The organism is Cognatishimia activa, from assembly GCF_001458335.1.
Taxonomy (GTDB): Bacteria; Pseudomonadota; Alphaproteobacteria; order Rhodobacterales; family Rhodobacteraceae; genus Cognatishimia; species Cognatishimia activa.
In genome coordinates this window covers 144175-168182 of record NZ_CYTO01000004.1, presented here as the reverse complement: position 1 = coordinate 168182, position 24008 = coordinate 144175, and the positions used below count along the sequence as shown (strand labels likewise).

The window sequence follows — 24008 nt, the reverse complement described above, 5'->3', positions numbered from 1 at the left end:
TATGCTCTGGTCTCTTACAAAAATCGTTGTTTTTGTCGCTGCCATCGCAGGCCTTACCTTGGGCGCTGGCTATCTCATGGAAAGTGACGGTGGCATTCGCATCGAAACGGGCGGGGTCGAGTACACGCTGACCCCATTGATGTCTGCCATTGCGCTTGTGGTTTTGGTTGTCGGGCTCTGGATTTTGCTGAAGTTGGCGTCCCTGACAGTGGCGGTTTTGAAATTCCTCAATGGCGATGAAACCGCGATTTCTCGTTACTTTGACCGCAACCGCGAACGTCGCGGTTATCAAGCGCTGACCGAAGGCATGATGGCCTTGGCGTCTGGTGAAGGCCGCGTGGCAATGGACAAGGCGCGTCGGGCTGAGCGGTTGCTGAAAAAGCCTGAACTGACCAATCTGATCACCGCGCAAGCGGCAGAAGTCTCTGGTGATCGCCGGAAGGCTGAAGAGGTCTACAAACGGCTTTTGGAAGATGACACCACGCGGTTTGTTGGCGTTCGTGGATTGATGAAACAAAAGCTTGATGCGGGTAAGACAGATGTCGCTCTTAAACTGGCGGAAACAGCGTTTGCCCTAAAGCCGCGCCATGTCGAAACCCAAGATACTCTGTTGCGACTGCAAGCCACACAAAAGGACTGGAGCGGCGCACGCGCGACTCTGAAAACCAAGCTGAAACACGGTGGTTTGCCGCGCGATGTGCATCGCCGCCGCGATGCGGTTCTGGCGTTGTCTGAAGCGAAGGTTTTGGTCGATGAAGACTCAAGCATCGACATGCGCGAAGCTGCGATTGAAGCCAACCGCTTGTCGCCGGATCTTATCCCTGCTGCGGTCTTGGCGGCAAAAAGCTATGTCGAGGACGGCAAGCCGAAATACGCGACGAGAGTGATCAAAAAAGCATGGGATGCGCAACCGCACCCAGATTTGGCGGCAGCATTTGCTGAGATTGAGCCTAACGAAACATCCGCAGCTCGGATCAAGCGGTTCAGTGCTTTGGTGAAGTCGACTCCGAGCCATGCAGAATCCAAAATGGCTTTGGCCGAGCTTCATATTGCCGCCGAAGATTTCCCTGCTGCCCGCCGTGCGCTGGGCGATCTTTATGAAACTGACCCGACCGCACGCAACCTGACCATCATGGCGGCGATTGAACGGGGTGAAGGTGCTGATGATGCGGTGGTGAAAGGTTGGCTGGCCAAAGCGCTCACCGCCTCTCGTGGTCCGCAATGGGTTTGTGATGCATGCCAGGTGATCCTTCCGGAATGGGCGCCTGTATGTGAGAATTGCCAAGGCTTTGATGTGCTCAGTTGGAAAACACCTCCGGCATCGGAGGGTACCAGTGCAACCGGTGCCGAGATGCTCCCTCTGATCGTTGGCGCGCTGGAAAACCACGAAGATGACGATGTACAGGTCGATGTGACACCGAAACCAGATGCGGAGAATTCTGAGGATCTGGTGACTGACGAAGCATCTAAATAGTAATCCTTGCTCGCATGCACGATCTTGTTGGTGCGGTGGGCTGATAATGAAACTGCAAAATTTAACTAAATCCTAGCAATTTCGAATTTAGGCTGAGGCTCGTTTATTTGACCGGGACCCAGCCGCTTTGAAAATCTTAGCGACAATCAATCAGCCCGAAGAGATCGTCGGGTTTTCTGCTTTGCCAAAAGGCTTTGTCATTATTGGTTTGCCCCGTAGTGGAACGACTTATCTGTCTACCTTCTTGCACTCGCATCCACAGATTTATTGCAGTGGCGAAGAGTTCAACCCTTATGCAGTTGTGGCCCCATCGGGACGGGACGATCGCCATGAAACCATCCTGAATCGGGATCGGGCGCCCACCGCGTACTTGGACAGGTTTTTTGAAAACGTCGCGGAACCTGAGGTCACCCATCAGGGCTTTAAGTTGATGTTGGGCCACAATCTAGAGGCACTAAAATATGCTGCGGCGCACCCGGATCTAAAGATCATCCATATTTGGCGTGATAACCGCTTGGCACAAGCGGCTTCTATGATCCTGGCAGAAAAGACGAAGGACTGGGCGCGTCTTAGGTTCAAGCCAAAGGCTGTGACAAAAATCGCGACTTCACCCCGTGACATCAGTCGGAGGTGGCATGAGAATGCCGCCCAAGATTTTCTGTTTGCGCAGTGGTTAAAAACCTTACCCCACGCGCGGCTGTCACTTGAGTACAAGGACCTGTTTTCACCCGCGCTACAAGCGCAGTTGTGTGCTTTTTTAAACGTTGATCCATTCGCGCCTATGGCCAGTCCTTTGCGCAGGCAAGGACCGGTGGATGTCCTAGACCGTTTCGAAGACCCAAAACCAATCAAATACTACTTTACCGAAATTGGGCGCGGGGACTGGCTAAAGCCTGAATTGATGGGATGTTGAAAGTCCTACTTTACAACTGGGCGGACGCATTCGACCCTGCTGGATCAGGCGGCGGGGTGACGGTTTATCAGCGGAACTTGATCAAAGCATTTCAGGACTGGGAAGAGGTGGAAGTGCACAGCCTGTGTTCGGGGACCTCTTATGACCTCACTCCGAATAAGCCGCCACGATGGGAACTGTGTCATCGGTGGCAGGGACCAACCTCTGTTCGTCGATATCGCATTGTAAATTCAGGGGTTTTGGCTCCGGCTCATGCGGACTTCGGCGCTCCTGCTCAGGTGGACGAGGACCAGACGCGAGAGTGTTTCTTTGATTTTCTGAAGAAGACCGGACCCTATGATGTTGTGCATTTTAATAACCTAGAAGGGTTGCCAGCATCTGTACTGAGCTTGAAACAGAACTTTCCCGAGACCAAAGTCATCTTCTCGCTGCATAACTATTACCCTTTTTGCGCTCAGGTGAATTTGTGGCGCAATGAGGCAGAGACGTGCTCTGGCCCGAGTGATGGTCGCCGCTGTGTTGATTGTGTTTCGAAGGTGGTGAGCCCGACCACGCGAAGGGCGGGATACGCGATTCATGAGAGAACGAATTTGATCGACCTGTCTGATACAGGTCGTATCGCACGGTGGACCGTTCGGGCTGCACGGTTGTTTGGACGTTTGAGGCTATGGAACGCGCGCGCGCGTTCTTCCCTTCAAAGCCGAGACAGAGCTGCCACGCAATTTGCCGGTCGGGCAGGGCGAATTGTGCGTTTCATCAATGAGAACTGCGATTGGGTCTTGTGTGTTTCAGAGTCTGTGCGGCGGCGCGCGGTAAGTTTTGGTATTTCACCGCAAATTGCGGCGACGTCTTATATTGGCACCAAGGCGGCTGACGGAATTGAGACACCCGGATTCGCCCGCAAGCCTTCGGATGCCGATGGGACGCTGACCATCGCTTATTTAGGCTATATGCGTCGGGACAAAGGTTTCTTTTTTCTCATGGACGCTCTGGAGCGGTTGCCTAAAGCCTTAAAGGCCCGCCTGCGCGTGGTGATTGCAGCGCGCATTTCGGATCAAACGACAGCGAAGCGACTGAAAATGTTGCAGTGCGACCTGGCGAGCCTAAAGCATTGGGATGGCTACCGTCATGGCCAATTAGACAGTATTTTGCAGGGCGTTCATTTGGGAATTGTACCGGTACTCTGGCGCGATAATTTGCCCCAAACCGCGATTGAAATGCACGCGCGTGGCATTCCTTTACTGACATCGCATTTAGGCGGCGCAAAAGAATTGTGTCGCCGCCCCGAGTTGGTTTTTGAAGCGGGCTGCCATGACGGTTTTGCGGAACGTTTAACCGCAATAGTGCGGGGCGAAGTTGGACTTAAGTCTTATCGGGACAGCGTGATGCAGTCTCCGACGATGGGCGTTCATATAGCGGAGCTCCTGAGATATTACACTTCGGACTCTCACGCGGTCAGAGGCACAGCTTATGTCAAACGCTCCTGAACAAATCGGCAGTCCGTCCAGTGAACCGACAGGTCCGGCTCGTAAACCTGGTCCCGTCCTTCCGAGATGAGCGCACGGTAATTTTCGTATTCTTCAGCAGAGTTGAAATGTTGTTTGCGTGCTGCCTCGGCTGCGGCTTTGCGTCGAAAATCTGCATGGTATTTGAAATGGCCGAAAAAAGCCTCGGTGGTCGCGAGCTTTGCGTCGCCAACAAAGTGCAACCCTGCTGAAAGCCGCATCCAAGGTTGGTAGCGCAGCAATGCAATCTTCTGTGCTACGAACAAGTCGGGTCTCGTATTCGGAATCAGGCGGTGCCTTACCGCGCTGGTCCAAGTGGTCTGATCAGAAAATACACCCCGGCCTGGCCAATTGGTTAAGAACGGGTGGGCGTCGCAATAGCGGGCTTCGTCAAAGGGGCTGCCGGAAGCAAAATGCGTCTCTGACAGGGCGTATTTGGGGTACATGTCTAACATGAAAATGCGCATGGCTTCGGCCTCGGCGAATGCGCTTGTCTTAAGTAAACCTGGCAAGCATTGGTCGCGTTCTTTCTGCCAAAAAAATAACTCATCCGTATCCGCCACCAGTGACCATTTCCCAACCCGGAAGGCAGATATCATGGCTTGCTGCCAGGCCACCCCGTAGTGAGAATGGTTGTAGTCGGTGTCCACGGTGAATGCTGTCACATCGTCTTGCTCAAGCAAGTATTCCAACGTGCCATCGTCGGAATTGTTGTCCGCAATCAGAAAACTGTCTACGCCGAGGCCGCGGTAATGCCGCATAAAATGCGGCAACATAAACATCTCGTTTCGCATGCAGGACACGACCGCGACTTCGGAATCCCGCGCGCGCTTGGCACTGTTTTTTGACGAGACCATCTCTAGCGCATTGCTTTGATAACCAAGCTGCGCGTTTTGGTAGCTTGGCCAGATTTTTTTCGGCCTAAGCCCGTGCTTTTCCTTTTGAACCATCAGTTGTGGGAGGGGCTCATGGCTGTCCAAATGGACCTGTAGCACAGGCGCAGTCTTGCTGGGTGTAAAGTTATTGTGCCAATGGGCGACAGGTTTGCCCTGAGCGGTCATGCGCCGATAGATGGCTGAGTGATAGCCGCTCGATTGCAGCTCGATCCCCTGCAATGCAAGCAAATCTCCCAAGAGTTTGTCCTCCATAAACGAGATTTGGAGCAATTTTAGCCCATCGGGGCTGTCCGCCACGTCGAGGGCGGCGGTCATGGCGCGGCGGCTGAGGGCATAGCCGGAACCACCATCGGCATAGACGGAAGGCTCAACCGATTTATCAAATTCAAATCGGCCACGATCAGAGGAAGATTTTATTTGGTGCCAAGCACGGTCGGTGTCGCCGGGTTCTCGCCGCAACGGGCGACCCACGTAGTCAAAGTCCCGGCCTCGGAATGTTTTAATGAACTGCTCGACATTCAAAAAACAATCGTCGTCGATCTTGTAGAGAAACCTGTGTTCTGTGGTGTCACGCACCCAACGAATGGCGGCGAGCATTTTGGCAGGCAGGCCATCATAGTCGTCGGGGGCGTCTAGAAAAACCGTGTCGCCTTCGCGGGTTCCGTTGCCGTCACCCACAATGACAATGTATGGAATGCCATATCGATCTAGGTCTTTGACCCAGCTCTCTCTAAGCGCTGGAAGGTGTGAGTTAAGGTTTTTCTGACAGGAAAATATGACGACAATCCCATCCAAAGAGGAGTGCGCGTCGTCTGAAACCCCTTCTAAGGTTTCGGGCAATTCCCCCGAGTTGGTTGTGATTTGATCAAAACCTTCTTTGGCGAAATTAGAAAAAGCGCCTGTGACAGCAGGGCCCAGCGGATGCGCCAAGGCTCGAAGTGCGGCTTGTGCTGAATTTGGGTGACACGCAAGAACCGCGTTTTCTGTAGTACCCACTTTAGAGATGAGCCCTGACTCGGTCGGCCCAAAGAGGTCCCTTCGGAACCGATTGGCATCTGCGCATCCAATGGTATCAAAAGCATTTAGAGCGAACTCTGAGTCTGCAGTGCTCTCGGAAGCTGGATCGGTCAGTGCCCGTTCCATGTCGCGAAAGTCCTGCCCTGCATGCCTTACTGCGTCGGGCAGATTTTGGTTTTGAAGGTCAACGTGCGCCCAGAACTGCCGAGACAAGCCATAGCTTCGTAAGCAAGTCTGAATAACTTCAGGTCGCTGTGTCGGCGAGATCCGCGAGATGTTTTGAATCAATGTGGCGCAAGCATTGGTGAGCTCGACACAATGAATACGGGAAAAATAATCCAAGCGCCTTGCGTCCAGAACCCCGAGGATGCCGTGCAATAATTCGAAGCGGAATTCTGATTTCAGGGTTTTATCGTCGATGAGCTTCCGGATGATCCAAGCGAGCGCGGTGGTAACAATCCAGTCATGTTTAGTGTCTGACGCAATCCGGCCAAGCGCCGTTGAGAGGTCTTCATAGCGCCGGTCCAAGTAATAAAATGGCAGACTTGCCGAGAGCTCCCAAAGGTTGTCCGCTGTCGTAGGGTCGACAGCTGGGGCTATCCCTTTTTGTACGGTGAATTCGAAGAAACGCTCAAAGTCCCGATCCTTGCTACAGAAAAACTCGACCAGACTGAGGTAGAGATGCGCAGTTGCCGATTTGGCTATCGGGAGCTGAGCTAATACTTCGATTGGGTCGACGGCGCTGGGCGCAGCAGCGATGCGGGCGAGCGCCGTTGCGATCGCGGTTTGTTCAGAATTCGGAGGGCTCGCCAGCCTTTGCGGCCCAATGTTTTCCATTGCAAATGGCAGCAATGAAGTGAGGTCGTAACACTTTGCGATACGCAATGCTTGGGTTTGAGCTGCGGGCGACAGCTTATTGAAAAACTCTCCATGCCAGAGGTGTTCAAGGATACAAATCGCCAGAGTGCAATCACTCGCCGAGACAGGGACCGTCAAAATCATTTCTAGTCGCTGCTGCATCTCATCGCGAGAAATAAGCAGGGGTGCGCCGACAGGTCGCCCAGATGCATCTAGAACCTGCAGGTGAAGCGGCTCTTTGGTGCGAAGCCCTCGCCAAAGGCGCCCCGGTAAATGTGCAGCGTTTTTCCCGTCGATATCCTGTGGATCGCAGACCTCTAAAGGCAACCGGTCCACAAAGTGTCTAATTTGGATTGTGCTGCATGCCGGCACCTCGTCCGCAATAAGGTGCAGCCTCTGATCAAGCGCAAGCGTCCTGCTCTGCAAATCCGGGTAAAGCGCGATCGGGCGGATACCGCCTTGTAGGTCGACTTGTGAGACCGCCGCTTTGTTGGCGCACCAACGGCGTCGCAGGACCTTCTCTTTGTCGACCAGACACGAGACATGTTTTCCATTGAAGCGTATCTCGACGTCGCAACCGGATTTTTTGAGTGGCAGGTTGATTGGTTTCTCTCGGGACCAGACACCTGCCTTGTTTCGGCGATTGAATACTAAGGTTTGCTCTTTGAAGCGGAAAGACAGGTGAAAGGGGATGCTCAGCTGTTCTTTGGATGCAAAGTTGATGTTGGCGTACTCATGGGCCTCAAATGAGATCCGGCAGCGAAACAGCGCCTGAGCGCTAAGCGGGAAGTACATGCTGCGTCTATTTTGACAGTTTTGGGAACCCTGCTGGATTTTGGTGTCGAGCTGTGCTTGGCGTTGAGCAAAGGGAAATGGCCGCGGCCGACCTAGCAAGTGGCGAAGGGCACCGACGGGATCAAAGACCATCATCTTTCTAGGGCTGAAATCTACATCAAATCCTGCGGGATTCGGTATTGGGCCGGCGAACCCTTTCAAGAATGTTGTTATCGCCAGTAAGGTGAGCCACGCGATCCGTGTTGGCATTGACCGCGCTTTAATACGATCGATCTCGATCCTCAAAAGACGCGCAAAGAGTCGCCTCTGCCATCCCGCGGGCAGTTCAGCGTGCAGACCTTTATCAACTTTGGAGGTGATTGCGCGTGAAAAGAAAAACAGTCTTAACAGGTGTCTTGGCGAGGGTGGCTTCAACGGCGCAACGGTCACGTGCGACCCTTCGATATGGGTACTCGAAAGCGCGATGGCAGCGTTTAAAATGATGGGGATTTCGTCTGGAAATGTTTGAAGCCCCGGTCCGAGCCATTTCAACAGCGCATTGCGGCGAAAGATTTTTGAAGACAAGCATGGATCAAGGCCGAGTGCCGTCGCAACACCCTTGGCCAATGGTTCGAACGGAGGTTTTCGTCGCGATTTGAACGCCGAATGGTCATTTGTTCTCCGGTGTCCGGCCACGCCCATGTCCGCATCATCGCGAAGCATTGTTTCGCTCCAATGCAACAGCGTAACCGGATCCAAGCTATCCCCGGCGTTCAAAAACACGACGTACTGCCCTTGTGCTTTCTTCAGCCCCAATGCGCGCGCGGCGCTCTTTCGCCTTGCCCGATCTTGCAAAATTACAATGCCACTGAATTCTTGCCGACATCTTCGAACAGCTTGGTCGTCCTTACAAACAACCAAAACCTCTCGTTGTGGGCCTTGGAGCTGTGCAATCGAACGCAAGGTTGAACGCATCGCTGCAAGATCGCGACCATTCCATGGGATAACGATGCTGACTGGCAATTCGCCTGCCATTTCCATGCCCCAACTTCGGGCGATGTCTGGGTCCCAATCGGGGCTAAAGATTAAATTGTTATCGTCAAAAAATGCGGCACTTGCTTTGGCAAAGTTAAAACGTCGCGTTGTGTTCTTGATAGCGGTGCTACGTTCAAAAACCAGACGGCTCGCAAGGCGCTCAAAGGCAAGTTTTCCATCGCCGTGAGGGCTTTCTTCTAGAACCAGGCGCAACGATTCCAAAACCTCTAACTGCTCAAACACACGGTCGTCGTCTTGTCCGGTGATTTGCCCGCTGCGGCCTTTGGTTTGCACATAAAGAGGTTCGGGCAGGTGCATGATATGGTCGGTACGCGCTGCCAGTTGATGGAAGAACAGATGATCTTCAAACTGCTTGCCCTCTTCAAACCGAAGGTCACCGATGAATGTCCGGCGATAGAGCTTATTCCAGGCTGACGGAAAGTGGCGAATGACATCAGTACTGGATCGAAACTGATATCGGCGTGGCACTTTGTGGTTAAAGAGCTCCGCATCCCCGTGGATCGCGGAGTGCGCGCGACCGGTTCCGTCTGGGAATTTGAATTGGATCGCGCATGCAACCCAATCAGCATTGCTGACATCTAACGATGATTTCAGCTTTTCTAAGAAATCAGGTGCGACCATATCGTCTGAGTCGATGAATGAGATGTGTTGCCCGCGCGCTAAATTCAGCCCCTTGTTGCGGGCTACTGAAAGTCCTCCATGGTTTTGTTCGATGAGGCGAAAGCGCCGATCTTCACCAATCGCATCCAGCGCGGCCTGAACGCTGGCGTCAGCTGATTCATCATCCACGACAATCGCTTCAAAATCGCTAAAGGTCTGTCGCCGCAGGCTTGTAATGCAATCGCCGACATAGGCCGCGACGTTATAGACAGGAATGATCACCGAGATCGCAGGGGTCATGGGTTTCCAACGCTTCATGGCCGCAACGGGCCCGTTGCCTCAAAACATCCGGTGCCAAGGTGAATCATCGGTTAACCACTTTGAGGACCTGCACGATTTGTTAGGAATTTGAATGAATGGTGTGTGGGTCCTTGCAAATTGCCGTTAAAGGCCGCCGTCGATGAGTTACCCTTACATCATTTGGACAATGCAACGCTCAGGTGGCACTGCGCTTGCCGATCTACTGGCGGAGTTTTCAGATCATCCAACGATTCAGCATGAGCCATTTAATGCGGAACGCAGGTTTGGGGCGATAACACAGGCTTGGTCCGAACGGTTTGATGGTGCGGAATTGGAGCGCGACCTCATGGATGCGCTTAGGAATCGTCCTGCTATAAAGCACTGCTATGAACTTGTTCCCGGCGCAATAAATTCCGCTCTTATTACGGTCGCGCGATTGCTGGATTATCGGTGTATCGTCTTAGTCCGTGAGTGCGAAATGGATAGGGTGTTGTCGTTGCAACTGGCCAAGATGACCGGCGCTTGGGGCAAGGACGATGCCCAGACTGCTTATGAAGCGTTCGTTTCTGGCGAGCGGCGTCTTGGTGATATCAATATTTCCGAGGCGGAAAGGCATCTTCGGCTTTGCCGAGAAAGAAGCGATTGGTTGCGTGATGTGACGAGGCGTGACCCGCGAAGTTTTCTCGAATTGTCATTTGCTCAAGTCTTTTTAGGCGGTTCCAAAGGGCCATCGACGCTTGAAGCGGTTTTTGAGTTTCTGGAATTCGATCCCCATGTGAAAGACGGCTGGGTCGAGAAGGTCGCGCAAATGCGCGCGCAAACTGGGCAGAACTCGGCGCGAATTTTGCCTTTGGTTCCAAATATTGACGCCGCGCGGCGGGCGCTTCAAGCGTTGTAGCATTGGTCACCGAAGTGCTGGCTCAGCATTCAGTTATTTCAAAAATGGTGCTTTGGTGGTCGATGCCTGGTTGATCAGGTTCAACCAAAAACAAAGTGTTCCGCGCCGATATCGGATAAGGACATATTCTCTAAAGTTATTTCTGTGCCCTGGAAGGCGATGAATACGTCGTCGCCGGATTGAGAGATGTCAATCTGCGCGTAGGAAAGGCCGGTTTCATGGATATGAATGCGGTCATAGTCTTCAAAGTCTGTGATACGTGCGCTGTCTTCGTCTACGTAGAAATGAAAGGTGTCGGCATTCGCGCCACCGGTGATCTGATCAGAGCCTGTACCAGCCCAAATCTGGTCTTGGCCGTTGGAGCCAAGCAATGTGTCATTACCCGCTTCTCCGTAGAGGCTGTCATTGCCTTGGCTGCCGCCGATCAAATCGTTGCCGTTGCCACCGCGGACGATGTCGTCTCCTGCATTCGCCCAGATCTGGTCATGTCCGCCTTCGCCTTCCAGCGTATCATCTCCCTCATGCCCCCCCGAGCGTATCATCCCCTTCGCCGCCAAAGACTCGGTCATTGCCAGTGCCACCCCAAACCTGGTCGTTACCGTCGTTGCCTTCTAAATAGTCGTCGCCAAATCCGCCGTAGATTAGGTCGTTATCGTCGCCGCCAAAGGCTCGATCGTTGCCGCTGCTACCATCCATGGTGTCATTGCCATCACCTCCCAGAAGGCTGTCATTATCGTTTCCGGCACGCAGATCATCGTCCCCTGCTTCGCCATGAAGCGTATCGTCACCGTCGCTGCCCCCTAGGACGTCGCCACCGGTCCCGCCCCACAGTAAGTCGTCCCCGGCGTTGGCCCACATCTCATCATTGCCCGCCCCGCCGCTGAGCGTGTCATTGCCTTCACGCCCGCCAAGTGTGTCATTCCCCAACCCACCGTGGACAATATCGTCCCCGCCTCCGCCCCAGGCTTGGTCGTTACCGGCGTCGCCATTGAGAACATCGTCCTCGGATCCGCCCCCAACGGTGTCATTTCCCGCGCCACCATGAAGACTGTCTTGTCCCTGGTCGGCCCACATTTCGTCGGCGCCGGCATCTCCCATAAGCACGTCGTTGCCAAAAGAGCCGCCCAGCGTATCGTTGCCGTCACCGCCAATGACAGTGTCGTCGCCTTCACCGCCCCAAGCGGTGTCGTCACCGCCGCCGCCATCTAGGTGGTCATTGCCGTTGTTACCAAAGATGAGGTCACTATCTGCTTCACCGCGGATATGGTCAGCGCCTTGAAGTCCTGAAAGTGTATCATTTCCGTCTGCGCCGTGCAGTGTGTCGGCTCGGGACGCGCCGATCATCGAGTCGCCTTCATTGCTGCCTTCGAGATAAAGTCCATCAGGCAAGGTGATCGCAAAACGGTCAGGCCACCAGAAGCTGGGGCCAAAGAGATCATCTAACGTCAGCCCCGCTCCATTATGCGAAAAAACTGTGATGGTCGCGTCGCGGTAGGTGAGCCGAATACCGCCACCAATGGTTTCAACAGAAAGCTGAGTGGGCGATCGCAACATTGGAAAATCAGAAAGGTCGAGGTAATCGCTTGCTGGGTCGAAGTCGGTAATAATTGTGTCTTGTGCTCCATAACCGACCACAAACCAATCCTGCCCAGCGCCGCCGGTCATGCGCGTGTCTGCCCCTTGGGAGATCAGGACATCGTTACCGGTGCCTCCGGTGAGCGTATCTGCCGCGAATTCGCTTGCGACCAATTGCGCGCCAATGTCTGCAAGCTCTAAAGTAAACTGCGTAATGCCACCGTCTTCACCAGTTGCGAACACATCAATCTGGTCATCATTCAACGTCGCATTGATTTCTCGCAGATCGGTCAGGCCAAGCCCCTCTTCTTGGGCGATGCTCTGGAGATGCAAGAGTTGGCCGTTCGGCAACAATGTAAACAGCGAAAGCCCGTCATCGCCCCCTCCTGCGACGATGAAAACCCGGTCTCCTGACTGTGCGACTGCAATGTCCTGTAAAGTGCCGAAACGGGTTTGAAGAGTATCAACAATGTGATCTGAAGGCTCCAGGACTCCGCTTTCTGTCAAGCGCATGACTGTTATAGAGCTGCTGTCCGCGCCTCCTGCGAAGACCCATGTTTCTCCAAAGGCTGCGGTCGTCTGTAGCGCTTTTGGCGATTGAATGCCGACCCCCTGTGCGCTGCCAAGACTATCGACTGGTGTCAGTGCGCCAGAGTTCGTATCGATGCGAAGGCTCTGTATCCCTCGGCTGCTTTGGTCGAGCAGCAAAACATACGGTTGGCCATTTACCTCGACAGTTTGCAACTGGGCGTCACCGACGATTGGTATGCCCGCGTTCACCACCGCGAAAGGCGTCCCGCTCTCAGAAATGTATGCGTTCAACTGGCTCGTGCCTGCGTCCGCGATGTAGAGAGCGGTTGACCCATTCAGGTCGAATGAAGCAAGGGCTGAAAGGTCTGTCGTTTCACTTTCAATGCCTGAAATTGGGGTCGCGTCGGATAGCGTTCCATCGGGCGCTAGCGAATAGGCGACTAAGGAGCCATCGGACGACCCGGCAATAGCATAGGTTTGTCCATCGACCTCCATGACCGAGAGGCCCGAAATATCGGTTAAGCTCAGCGCCGATGCGAAATATTCCTGATCGACATCGTACAAGCGACCATCGGATGGATCGATCCGGTAAGACCTTATGCCGCCGCCGGCGCCGCTCGTCGTGACGACATATTTGCCGCTTGGGAGATCGACAATTTCCAGTCCGGAGATGTTGTTGTCCAGCCGCTCATCACGACTGCTGATGAAATGTGTGTGATTGAGTTGCATATTCGATGCCTGTGGTTGGATGATGTTGATTCTTGGCTTTTCGCGTGGCGCACGTAGTGAAGAAACTTGGCGGAGAGGCGACTGATGTCTTTTGAGCCAACGGAAAGGCTCAGACGAAAACGAATTGGTCCGCTTCAATAGAACTCAAGTCTGTGTCAGTCAGCGTGATCTCGGTGTTTTCAAAGTAGATGGCTAGATTGGCACCAGACTGTGTTATGTCCAGCTGAGCGTATGAGAGGTCGCTATTGTAGATGTAAATCGTATCTTGATCTTCGAAGTCTGTAATTTCATTGGTTCCGTCATTTCCGTAGAAATGAAAGCAGTCCGAGCCTGCTCCGCCGGTGACGAGGTCATCGCCTGCACCTGCCCAGATTTCATCATCACCCCATCCTGCGCCAATGGTGTCATTTCCGCTGCCGCCGTGGATCGTGTCATGGCCCTGATTGGCCCAGATCCGGTCGTTGCCAGCGTCTCCATACAGCATGTCGTCATTATCTCCCCCTCCGATTGTATCGTTACCAGAACCTCCTAAGACTGTGTCACGGTTAAGCCCGCCCCAAAGCAGGTCGTCGCCTTCGTCGCCTGCCACGTGATCATCGCCAAAGCCGCCAAATATGAGGTCGTTCCCCTCACCCCCAAACGCACGATCTTCACCACTGCTGCCGTCAAGTGTGTCATCGCCTGTTCCGCCGAATAGACTGTCTTGTCCGTTGCTTCCTCGAAGGTCATCTGCGCCTTCTTGTCCATAGAGCGTGTCATTTCCCGCACTGCCGCCGAGGGTATCTGCGTCACCGCCACCCCATAGGATGTCATCACCTTCATTGGCCCAAATCTGATCACGACCTTCGCCACCAAATAGTGCGTCATCGCCGTCTCGACCTCCGAGCGTGTCGTTGCCTTCGTTGCCATAAACCTGATCGTGACCGCTGCCTCCCCAAATCTGATCGCCGCCGAGGCCGCCTTCCAGAGTGTCATCACCATTATGCCCATAGACGTGATCGTGACCGCTACCGGCAAATACATCGTTGTCTGACGTATTGCCGTGCAGCGTGTCGTTACCTGTTCCGGAAGTCAGATTTTCGAGGACCGTGTTATTTGAGATTGCGATGTTTTTTCTGTATCCGTTGACATCAGAAAAAGTTCCGCTTTCAAGGCTGATGAAGTTGTCGAATGCACTGTTTGATAGGTCGAGCAAGTCGGTTCCGCCCTCATCGTAAATCGTAAATGCGATCGGGTTACCTGCCACATCTGGAGAGGCTTCACCGTCAAAATATGCGGCCTGAATGATGGCTGACGCCCCTGTCAAAGTGGTGTTTGACCCCCAAGTCGTATTGCCTGCAGTTGGGCCATTCGTTGGTGCGCCATAAAGGTTTTGAATTGCAAAAATGTCCGCCATCATCGGGCCATGAAGCAACCCGTAACTCGCACCCGTGCTGTAGTTCTCGAGCTGACTGAAATAGGACATGACCGAGACAGACCAGCTGTCGTTGTAATATATCTCGTCGGTGCCGAAACTGCCGGTGCTACGATAACTGCCTAAATGACCTAAGCCCAAAGCATGCCCAATTTCGTGGACATAGACTTGCTGCGCGTAACTATCGATGGTCGCGCCATAGTTTGACACATAGCTTTGTGACACGTTGACATGTGCTGAGATAATGCTGTTGCCCGAGATCCGGGTCGAGGCGAATGCGCCGCTTTCATTGTCGTCGAACGTGATTTGTGCACCGTTGCTCACTTCTCGAAAGTGTAGATCTGCCACTTGGGTCCAAGCCTCCAAGGCCCAGCGCACAAGTTGCTGGGCATCAGTCTGGAGGCCAGAAAGATCGACGGTTATTTCGTTGTTTGCTGACGTTTCAAAACTGCGTTGAGATCGGCCGGTGTCTTCCCAATATCCATGCGTTAAATAGCCGGCCATTTGCGCCAAAGAGGCTTCGGGTGGCGGGGTGGGATGGTCTCCAACGAAAATAGACATCTCGTAGGTTCCGCTTGCAGAGCCATCTTGGCTGATGGCCGCCAAATAGTGGTCGCCGCTTTCCAGAGCGGTGAGATAAATCACAGCGTCATTTCCAGCACCGCCATCGTCATTGAAAGCTAAAGGGGCACCTGAAGCGTCGTAAACATAAAGCTGCGGATCATCCAGGCTCAGGCCATCTACGCTGATCGTGTAGGTCACCCCCGCTTCTAGGTTTACACGAACAAGATCGCGATCTGACCCTGACGACAGGGTCCCTAAGAAGCTGTCGCCCGCTTCAAGAGTGTACTCTGTACTGAGACTCCAAACTGCGTCGTCTACCTCAATGATGGTTGCGAAATCTTGCGGTTTTGAAGACCCCGAGACGGGTCGCGACATGACGCCGGCTAGGGGTGCATTCTCTATGCTTCCTGTCGTCTCAGAAATAGGTCCTAGCCCGGGATGCCGTTCGGGAACAAATGTAGCCGTTGCCGCGCAGATTTTGCACATGCCCGAGATCCTTCTGCTTGATTTCTGGGCAGTGTCTTAGGGTGCGGTGTAGGAATGATTGATTTGAACCGCTGATCTTTTCTCATTTTGAGTCTTAGTTATTTCAATAACGACTCAACCGCACCATTTTCGCCTTAAATGTAATCAAGTGTCAGTGGATTGCGCCTGTTTTTTGTGCGCCGCCCAATGCCCCTTTCTGCACCGCGGCGTGATCGCTCGAATCCAAGTGGGTGACACCGTAAACCGTCACTGAAGCCGAATAGCCAGAGAACTCAGCCGTGGCAAATGCCCTTACCATCGTCATCGTAGAACAAGACAAAGAGCGTGCTCTTGGAATAGTGGACAGCCTTCATGAGACCGGTGACCACAAAATCCACGTGCTCGCCGAAGAGAGCGGGTTGTCTCGTTCCGTTGCGCAGCTCAATCCGGATGTGGTTTTGATTGATGTGACCAACCCTTCGCGGGACACGATTGAGCAGCTGACCACGGCATCCTCGCCTATGGATCGCCCTGTGGCATTCTTTGTAGATCGCAGCGATGCGCAGATGACGAAAACCGCGATTGAGGCGGGAGTTTCGGCCTATGTGGTCGATGGGCTTCAGATGGATCGGATCAAGCCGGTTCTGGACGCAGCGATCGCGCGGTTCCAGCTGTTTCACCGAATGCGCACCGAGCTGGAAACCACCAAACGCGCTCTTGAAGAACGTAAGTTGATTGATCGGGCGAAGGGGATGCTGATGAAAGTGCGTGGCATCTCTGAAGATGAAGCTTATGCGCTGCTTCGAAAGTCAGCGATGGATCAAGGTAAAAAGGTGGCTGATGTCGCCGAGGCATTGGTCACTGCAGCGGAATTGCTGTCATGAGTTTGAAGATCGTCAAAGCTGGCTACATGCCCCTTATCGATGCGGCTCCTTTGATTGTCGCTCATGAACTCGGGTTTGCGGAAGAAGAAGGTTTGCAGCTTGAGTTACAAGCTGCGCCCAGCTGGTCGACATTGCGGGACTTGCTGGCTTTTGGACAGATACACGCGGCACATATGTTGTCTCCGGTTCCAGTGGCATCGGCGCTGGGCTTGTTGGCCGGGCTGCCTCGTCTAAACGCGATGATGGTCACCTCAGCCAACGGCAATGTGTTTGGACTTTCGGGAGCTATGACGAAGCGACTCGAGGACCAAGGGTTCGCATTTGACTTCAAAGATGCCATTGCGGCGGGTGAGGCGGTTGCGGCTTTACCGCGTCCTCTGCGTATTGGGATGCCTTTTGTATTGTCGATGCATGCAGAGCTTGTGTCTTTGTGGCTTTCCAGTTTTGGCATGGTCGCGGGCAAGGACTTTCTTATTCAAGCGGTGCCACCTCCATTGATGGCCGCGGCGATTGAGAATAACGAATTGGATGCGTTTTGCGTCGGCGAACCATGGGGTTCTATGACGGTTGAGCGTGCAGCGGGCTCATTGGTTTTACCGATGGCAGCCATTTGGTCCTGTGCGCCGGAAAAAGTCTTGGCGGCGCGGGAAGATTGGATTTCCGGCAATCCCGCAGTGGCGGGAAGCTTGATGCGCGCTGTTTTGCGCGCCTGCGTTTGGTTGTCAGATCCGGGCAACTTGACCATGACTGCAGAGATGCTTTCGCCTGACAAATATCTGGGTTTGAGCTCTGAAATCGCCGACCGAGCTCTGGCTGGCCGCTTCATGATCAACAGCGCAGGTGATATTCGCCGCCACAACGACTTCTTGATGTTCGAAGGGGACGGCATCTGTTTCCCCTGGCGCTCTCAGGGGCGTTGGATCGCAGAGCGTCTGATCGAACGCTTCGGAATTTCAGATGCCTATAGTGCTAAGGATGCAGAACGGGTGTTCCGCAGCGATCTCTATCGTGAGAATCTTTTGCCCGTTGGTGCGGAATTGCCGCTTGCATCGTCTAAAGTGGAGGGCTCTCTCGCCGTTCCCACGGAAGTTCCAACAGTTTCAGGAACCATGATTCTGGGCCGCAATCGCTTTTTTAATGACAAAATTTATGATCCAGGTCAGTAATCCTGCCCATTTTTTGTGCACTGCAGAAAAATTGGGCTTTTCAGGCTTCTTTGCTTGCCGCGCGACTCGAGTTTCTACGCCGCTGGCGGCATATTGAGAGCAACTTCAGAGCAAAGGCGCTCTGAAACATAGATTTATTTCGCACGTGCGGAATGACTGAGCAAAGCCGCTCGACACTGGGTTCCTCCTCCTCCCTGGGCCCAACTGTCGGCGGCTTTTTTATTGCCCACTTCTTTTTGGATGGGCCTGAACAAGGACGGTATGAATGAAACGCATTGCTTCAATTCTAGCGACAACCGTTGCAATGGCCTCCCCGGCACTTGCGCAGTTGGACCTGGAAAAAGACGAACTCACATTCGGCTTTATTAAGCTGACTGACATGGCGCCATTGGCGGTTGCATATGAACAGGGTTACTTTCTGGACGAGGGCCTATTTGTAACGCTGGAAGCGCAGGCGAACTGGAAAGTTCTGCTGGACGGTGTGATCGACGGTCAGCTAGACGGCGCGCACATGCTTGCGGGTCAGCCTTTGGCGGCGACCATCGGTTTTGGTACCGAAGCGCACATCATCACCCCATTCTCAATGGACCTCAACGGTAACGGCATCACCGTTTCCAACGAGATCTGGGAAGAAATGAAGCCAAATATTCCATTGATGGAAGATGGCCGCCCTCAGCACCCAATCAGCGCGGCGGCTCTGAAACCTGTTGTTGAGAAGTACACTGCCGAAGGCAAGCCGTTCAACATGGGTATGGTTTTCCCGGTTTCCACACACAACTACGAACTGCGCTACTGGCTGGCGGCGGGTGGTCTGGAACCAGGCTACTACTCCCCTGAAAACATCACCGGTCAGATCGGTGCGGACGTTCTTCTGTCTGTGACGCCTCCTCCACAGATGCCAGCGACTTTGGAAGCGGGCACGATCTATGGTTACTGTGTGGGTGAGCCTTGGAACCAGCAGGCTGTGTTCAAAGGTATTGGTGTTCCTGTCATCACTGACTACGAACTTTGGAAAAACAACCCAGAGAAAGTTTTTGGTATCACCAAAGAATTCTCTGAAATGTATCCAAACACCACAAAAGCGGTTGTTAAGGCTCTGATCCGTGCAGCGATCTGGTTGGACGAAAACGACAACGCCAACCGTCCTGCTGCTGTAGAAATCCTCAGCCGCCCAGAATATGTGGGTGCGGACTATGATGTAATCGCGGCGTCCATGACTGGTACTTTTGAGTACGAAAAAGGCGACAAGCGTGACGTTCCTGACTTCAACGTGTTCTTCCGCTACAACGCGACTTACCCATTCTACTCTGATGCGATCTGGTATCTGACACAGATGCGTCGCTGGGGTCAGATTGCAGAAGCAAAGTCCGACGAATGGTACTTTGAAACCGCGAAGTCTGTTTACCGTCCAGACATCTATCTGGAAGCAGCTAAACTGGTTGTTGAAGAAGGTTACGCAGACGCGGCTGACTTCCCTTGGGACAGCGATGGCTTCAAGGCCGCGACACCTGCAGCCGACATCATCGACGGCATCCCTTACGACGGCAAAGCACCTAACGCTTACCTGGAAAGCCTGCCAATCGGCCTGAAAGGCGAACAGATCGTCGTAGGCACAGAAGTACAGGGTTAACTTCACCCTCTGGGGCGTCCCGCAATGGGGCGCCTCACCCAAACATTTCGCGCTTTGACCTGCGCCCTTCTCTCCGGGTGCAGCTCTGATCGCAAAAACCAAGGTCCGGAGCCAAAAAAGCCCCCCCGGCCCACCCAAGGAGCAAAACAATGACCGCCATCGATCCACAGCAGTTGGATGACCAGGCCGCCCGCGAAGCGCGGAAAGCCAAGATTTTCACATGGATCAACAAAGCCGATACATGGTTCACAGTTTTGGGCCTCGGTTGGCTAACACCGATTTTCCGTGCGATTGCCGGCGACAACCCTCAGGCCCAGTACAAAGAAATCTGGAAACTAGCGGGTGTCCCAGTTTTGGCGATTGCGGGCTTCTTGTTTCTCTGGGGCACTTTGGCACCAACGGTTCAAACCTCTTTGGGCGCGGTTCCTGGCCCATCTCAGGTTTGGGAACAAGCGGTTAACTTGCACGAAGATGCGCAGGCCAAAGCAGCGAAAAAAGCGCAATTTGAAGAAAAAGTTGCGCAGCTGAACGAGCGCCTGATCGCACAAGGTAAAGAGCCTAAAGAGCGCGCATTTACCGGTGCACCAAGCTACTACGCGCAGATCTGGACATCGATCAAAACCGTTTTCTTCGGCTTCTTGATTGCCTCTGCAGTGGCGATCCCGCTGGGCATCCTTGCAGGTCTTTCTCCTTACGCAAACGCAGCCATCAACCCTCTGGTACAGATCTTCAAACCGGTCTCTCCGCTGGCATGGCTGCCCATCGTGACCATGATCGTTTCCGCGACCTATGCGGTTGACGGTGACGGCTGGTTCGCGAAGTCCTTCCTGAACTCTGCGATTACTGTGACGCTTTGTTCCCTGTGGCCGACTTTGATCAACACCGCACTGGGTGTGAGCAGCATCGACAAAGACCTCGTATCCGTATCCAAAGTTCTGAAAATGAACACATGGACCAAGATCACGAAGCTGGTTCTGCCTTCTGCGTTGCCGCTGATCTTTACCGGTCTGCGTCTGTCCCTCGGTGTGGGCTGGATGGTTCTGATTGCGGCTGAAATGCTGGCGCAAAACCCAGGTCTCGGCAAATTCGTATGGGACGAATTCCAGAACGGTTCCTCTCAGTCCTTGGCGAAAATCATGGTGGCAGTCTTCACCATCGGCATCATCGGCTTCCTGCTGGACCGTCTGATGTATGCGATCCAAGCCGCCTTCACCTTCACAAACAACCGGTAATCTGACCCATGGCCATTCTGAAACTCGATAACGTTTCTAAAAGCTTCGGTGAAGGCACTGCCAAGACCGACGTTTTGAAGAACATCAATCTGAAAGTAGAGGAGGGCGAGTTCCTCGTTCTCCTCGGCTTCTCAGGCACGGGTAAAACCACGCTGATCAACCTTCTGGCAGGTCTGGAGATGCCCACTGAAGGGGCTCTGACTTACAAAGGCAAAGAGATCAAAGGCCCGGGCCCTGAGCGCGGTGTGATTTTCCAAAGCTATTCTTTGATGCCTTGGTTGTCTGTTTCTGGAAACGTGCGCCTGGCGGTCGACAGCGTTTTCCCGAAACTGTCCAACGCAGAAAAAGAAGAGAAAGTCGCCCATTACGTCAAAATGGTTGGCCTCAGCCACGCGGCATCCCGCCGTCCGGCGGAACTGTCCGGTGGTATGCGTCAGCGTGTGAACGTCGCGCGCGCCTTGGCGATGAAGCCAGAAATGCTTTTGCTGGATGAACCGTTGTCAGCGCTGGATGCTTTGACACGGGGCAACCTAGCGGATGAGATCGTTTCGATCTGGGCAGCTGAAAAACAGACCTGTGTGCTGATCACCAACGATGTGGACGAAGCCATTGTCATGGCGGATCGCATTATTGCGCTGAACCCCGATGGGACCCTGGGCCAAGAGTTCAAAGTGCCACTAGAGCGTCCGCGTGATCGCACCGCGATGAACAATGACGAAACCTTCAAAAAGCTCCGCATGGAAGTGACCAACTACCTGATGGATGTAGGCATTGAAGCGAAGGTTGAAGGCACCAAAGAGCTGCCAAACGTGACACCGATCCATGGTGTTCCAGCGGCAGTTGCACAAGCTCAAGAAGGTCTGATCGAAAACCGCTTCTTGGACTTCTCGCAACTTCACAAAGTTTACCCAACGCCTAAAGGTCCATTGACCGTGGTTGAAGACTTTGACCTGAAAATCAACAAGGGTGAGTTCATCTCGCTGATCGGTCACTCTGGCTGCGGTAAGTCCACGGTTTTGACCATGGCTGCAGGTCTGAACGAGATCTCCAAAGGTGCCATCAAACTGGATGGTCGTCATGTAGAGGGCGCAGACCCAGAACGTGCGGTGGTGTTCCAATCTCCGAACCTTTTCCCATGGCTCACGGCGCGTGAGAACTGCGCGATCGGTGTGAATAAAGTCTATCCAAAGGCGTCTCAGGCCGAACGGCAGGACGTGGTGGAATATTATCTTGAGCGGGTCGGTTTGGCCGACGCAATGGATAAGTCCGCGTCTGATATGTCCAACGGTATGAAGCAACGTGTGGGCATCGCACGTGCCTTCGCTCTGTCTCCAAAATTGCTTCTTTTGGATGAACCGTTCGGGATGCTGGACTCTCTGACCCGTTGGGAACTGCAAGAGGTTCTCATGGAAGTTTGGTCTCGCACCAAAGTGACTGCGATCTGTGTGACCCATGATGTGGACGAAGCGATCCTGCTGGCTGACCGCGTGGTCATGATGACCAATGGTCCACAGGCGACAATCGGTAAGATCACCGAAGTAGATCTGCCGCGCCCACGGACCCGCAAAGCACTGCTCGAGCATCCAGATTATTACACATACCGTCAGGAAGTTCTCGACTTCTTGGAAGAGTACGAACACGGGGCAAAACCTAAGCCGAAGCCAAAACCAGCCTTAGCAGCGGAGTAAAAAATATGGACGAGAACGCCATCCAGCTTGTGCAAGATAGCTTTTCCAAAGTGGTTCCGATCAAAGATGCAGCGGCAGAGATTTTCTATGCTGACTTGTTTGAAACGGCGCCTCGGGTGAAGCCCTATTTTGTGAATTCAGACATGAAGGAACAAGGAAGTAAGCTGATGGCGAGTCTTGCGACTGTCGTAAGCGGACTGCGTGATTTGGATAAGATCGTCCCAGTTGCCGAGCAAATGGCGGTCCGTCATGTCGACTACGGGGTAAAGCCCGAAGACTACGATGCGGTCGGCGCATCCTTGCTGCGCACTTTGGAAAAAGGGCTGGGTGAGGAGTTTACGCCGAGTGTGAAAGACGCTTGGACGGGTGCCTATACGACGCTCGCCGGTGTGATGAAGGCGGCGGCATACCCGGTTGAATAATCGCCAGGCCACGCAGGCCTGTGAACAGAGTTACATTTTCGGAAATGCCGGGTTCGCATCACGAGCCTGCAGCGTACCGCACAAACTAACGGAGCAAGATCGTGCAGAATATCGTCATTATCGGTGCAGGTATGGCGGCAGGACGGCTGATTGATCATCTGCTTGAGGAGGGGCAGTGGAATATCACCCTCTTCAACGCAGAACCGCGCGGTACATACAACAGACTTATGCTGTCCCCGGTCTTGTCGGGCGAAAAGACCTTTGGTGACATCGTTACCCATGACGACGATTTCTACAAAAAGCACGAAATCGCCTGCCGGTTTGGCGAGCGTGTCGTCGCAATTGATCGCAGCGCCAAGATTGTCACCGGCGAGAATGGCGACGTGCCTTACGATAAGCTGGTGATCGCCACGGGCTCTACGCCGTTTATCATTCCGATGCCCGGTCACGATCTGGAAGGCGTGCTTCCTTACCGCGATTTGGAAGACACCGAAGCGATGATGAATTTGGCTTCGGGCAAAAAAGCCATCGTCATTGGTGGCGGTCTGCTTGGCCTAGAAGCGGCGGCAGGCATGCAAATGCGCGGCGTCGACGTCACTGTTGTGCACCTCATGGGGCACTTGATGGAGCGCCAGCTCGATCCAGCCGCAGGCTTTCTGCTGCGCAAAGAGCTAACCGATCGTGGGATAACAGTGCTTTGTTCTACAAACTCCAAAGAGATCCTAGGTGAGAATGGCAAAGTCAAAGCGCTGAAGCTGGATGATGGCACAGAGCTGCCATGTGATCTTCTTTGTATGGCCGTTGGTATCCGTCCATCCACCGCTCTGGGGGCAGAGTGCGGGCTGGATGTGGGGCGCGGGATCAAGGTGGATGGCCAGATGGTCACCTCGGATCCAGACGTGCTGTCCATCGGCGAGTGTGTCGAACACGATGGGGCGATCTTTGGCCTTGTTGCACCGCTCTATGAGCAAGCAAAAGTCGCCGCGCAAACGCTTCTCGGAAAAGAAGCCCAGTTTGTGAACAAAGAGACGGCGACAAAGCTCAAAGTCACGGGCTGTGATCTTTTCAGTGCTGGAGATTTTGCGGACAATGAAAACCGCGAAGAGATCGTTTTCCGCGACCCAGCAACATGCAGCTACAAACGGCTCGTCATTGAAGGAAACCGTTTGGTTGGTGCCGTTATGTATGGCGACACTGGCGATGGGCCGTGGTTTCACGGGCTTATAAAAGACCGAACAAACATCTCCGACATGCGCGACACTCTAATCTTTGGTCCAAATTTCCAAGGCGGAGCACCGCTTGAGGCGCTTGGCGGCCATTGCAGTCTGGCCGGGTGAAGAAAATGGCCGCGCCACAGACAAAAACAGCAAACCTAAAGGCATCGCCGCGGGCGCTTAATAGCGAAACCGATTGATGA

14 protein-coding genes and 1 pseudogene are annotated in these 24008 nt (G+C 53.6%); 11 read left to right on the top strand and 4 right to left on the bottom strand.

Annotated features, from left to right (window positions below; genetic code table 11):
• The first annotated feature begins 1 nt into the window (after position 1).
• From TA5113_RS01915 to TA5113_RS01905, 3 genes are all read left to right on the top strand, one after another.
• The gene (locus tag TA5113_RS01915) at positions 2-1474 is read left to right on the top strand and encodes a heme biosynthesis protein HemY (protein WP_058313538.1); all 1473 of its coding nucleotides are present in this window, start codon (positions 2-4) and stop codon (positions 1472-1474) included.
• Between the two features lie 127 nt (positions 1475-1601).
• Positions 1602-2387 (top strand): sulfotransferase family protein, encoded by a 786-nt coding sequence (locus TA5113_RS01910; RefSeq protein ID WP_058313537.1) that lies wholly within the window; start codon positions 1602-1604, stop codon positions 2385-2387.
• Positions 2381-3874: a glycosyltransferase gene (locus TA5113_RS01905; RefSeq protein ID WP_058313536.1), complete on the top strand. Its 1494-nt coding sequence runs from the start codon at positions 2381-2383 to the stop codon at positions 3872-3874. Before TA5113_RS01910 ends, TA5113_RS01905 begins: the two co-directional genes overlap by 7 nt.
• Here the strand turns inward: TA5113_RS01905 and TA5113_RS01900 are convergent.
• The gene (locus TA5113_RS01900) at positions 3856-9411 is read right to left on the bottom strand and encodes a glycosyltransferase (protein ID WP_058313535.1); all 5556 of its coding nucleotides are present in this window, start codon (positions 9409-9411) and stop codon (positions 3856-3858) included. The two genes, TA5113_RS01905 and TA5113_RS01900, sit on opposite strands and share 19 nt — an antisense overlap.
• Before the next feature lie 142 nt (positions 9412-9553).
• Between TA5113_RS01900 and TA5113_RS01895 the strand changes: the two genes are divergently transcribed.
• A complete protein-coding gene (locus TA5113_RS01895) occupies positions 9554-10291 on the top strand; it encodes a hypothetical protein (RefSeq protein ID WP_058313534.1) in 738 nt (245 codons plus the stop codon).
• An 80-nt stretch (positions 10292-10371) separates the two neighbouring features.
• Here the strand turns inward: TA5113_RS01895 and TA5113_RS01890 are convergent, their stop codons facing one another.
• From TA5113_RS01890 to TA5113_RS01880, 3 genes are all read right to left on the bottom strand, one after another.
• Positions 10372-10833, bottom strand: a complete 462-nt coding sequence (locus tag TA5113_RS01890) for a calcium-binding protein (RefSeq protein ID WP_058316590.1) — start codon at positions 10831-10833, stop codon at positions 10372-10374.
• Positions 10811-13126 carry a calcium-binding protein gene (locus TA5113_RS01885; RefSeq protein ID WP_058316589.1) on the bottom strand — a complete coding sequence of 772 codons (2316 nt, stop codon included), beginning with the start codon at positions 13124-13126 and terminating at the stop codon, positions 10811-10813. Before TA5113_RS01885 ends, TA5113_RS01890 begins: the two co-directional genes overlap by 23 nt.
• A 109-nt stretch (positions 13127-13235) precedes the next feature.
• Positions 13236-15479: a M10 family metallopeptidase C-terminal domain-containing protein gene (locus TA5113_RS01880; protein ID WP_058313532.1), complete on the bottom strand. Its 2244-nt coding sequence runs from the start codon at positions 15477-15479 to the stop codon at positions 13236-13238.
• Between the two features lie 389 nt (positions 15480-15868).
• Between TA5113_RS01880 and TA5113_RS01875 the strand changes: the two genes are divergently transcribed.
• From TA5113_RS01875 to TA5113_RS01845, 7 genes and pseudogenes are all read left to right on the top strand, one after another.
• Positions 15869-16453, top strand: coding sequence for an ANTAR domain-containing response regulator (locus tag TA5113_RS01875; protein ID WP_058313531.1), 585 nt, complete (start codon positions 15869-15871; stop codon positions 16451-16453).
• Positions 16450-17619 carry an ABC transporter substrate-binding protein gene (locus TA5113_RS01870; RefSeq protein WP_058316588.1) on the top strand — a complete coding sequence of 390 codons (1170 nt, stop codon included), beginning with the start codon at positions 16450-16452 and terminating at the stop codon, positions 17617-17619. Before TA5113_RS01875 ends, TA5113_RS01870 begins: the two co-directional genes overlap by 4 nt.
• 265 nt (positions 17620-17884) lie before the next feature.
• Positions 17885-19249 (top strand): CmpA/NrtA family ABC transporter substrate-binding protein, encoded by a 1365-nt coding sequence (locus TA5113_RS01865; RefSeq protein ID WP_058313529.1) that lies wholly within the window; start codon positions 17885-17887, stop codon positions 19247-19249.
• Between the two features lie 149 nt (positions 19250-19398).
• Entirely contained in the window at positions 19399-20481 is a 1083-nt protein-coding gene (locus tag TA5113_RS01860) for an ABC transporter permease (protein WP_058313528.1), read from the top strand.
• An 8-nt stretch (positions 20482-20489) separates the two neighbouring features.
• Positions 20490-22169 carry an ABC transporter ATP-binding protein gene (locus tag TA5113_RS01855; protein ID WP_058313527.1) on the top strand — a complete coding sequence of 560 codons (1680 nt, stop codon included), beginning with the start codon at positions 20490-20492 and terminating at the stop codon, positions 22167-22169.
• Positions 22170-22174: 5 nt separating this feature from the next.
• Positions 22175-22591, top strand: coding sequence for a globin family protein (locus tag TA5113_RS01850; protein ID WP_058313526.1), 417 nt, complete (start codon positions 22175-22177; stop codon positions 22589-22591).
• Positions 22592-22689: 98 nt separating this feature from the next.
• A pseudogene (locus TA5113_RS01845) lies at positions 22690-23919 on the top strand (NAD(P)/FAD-dependent oxidoreductase); the annotation flags it as partial.
• Positions 23920-24008 lie beyond the last annotated feature (89 nt).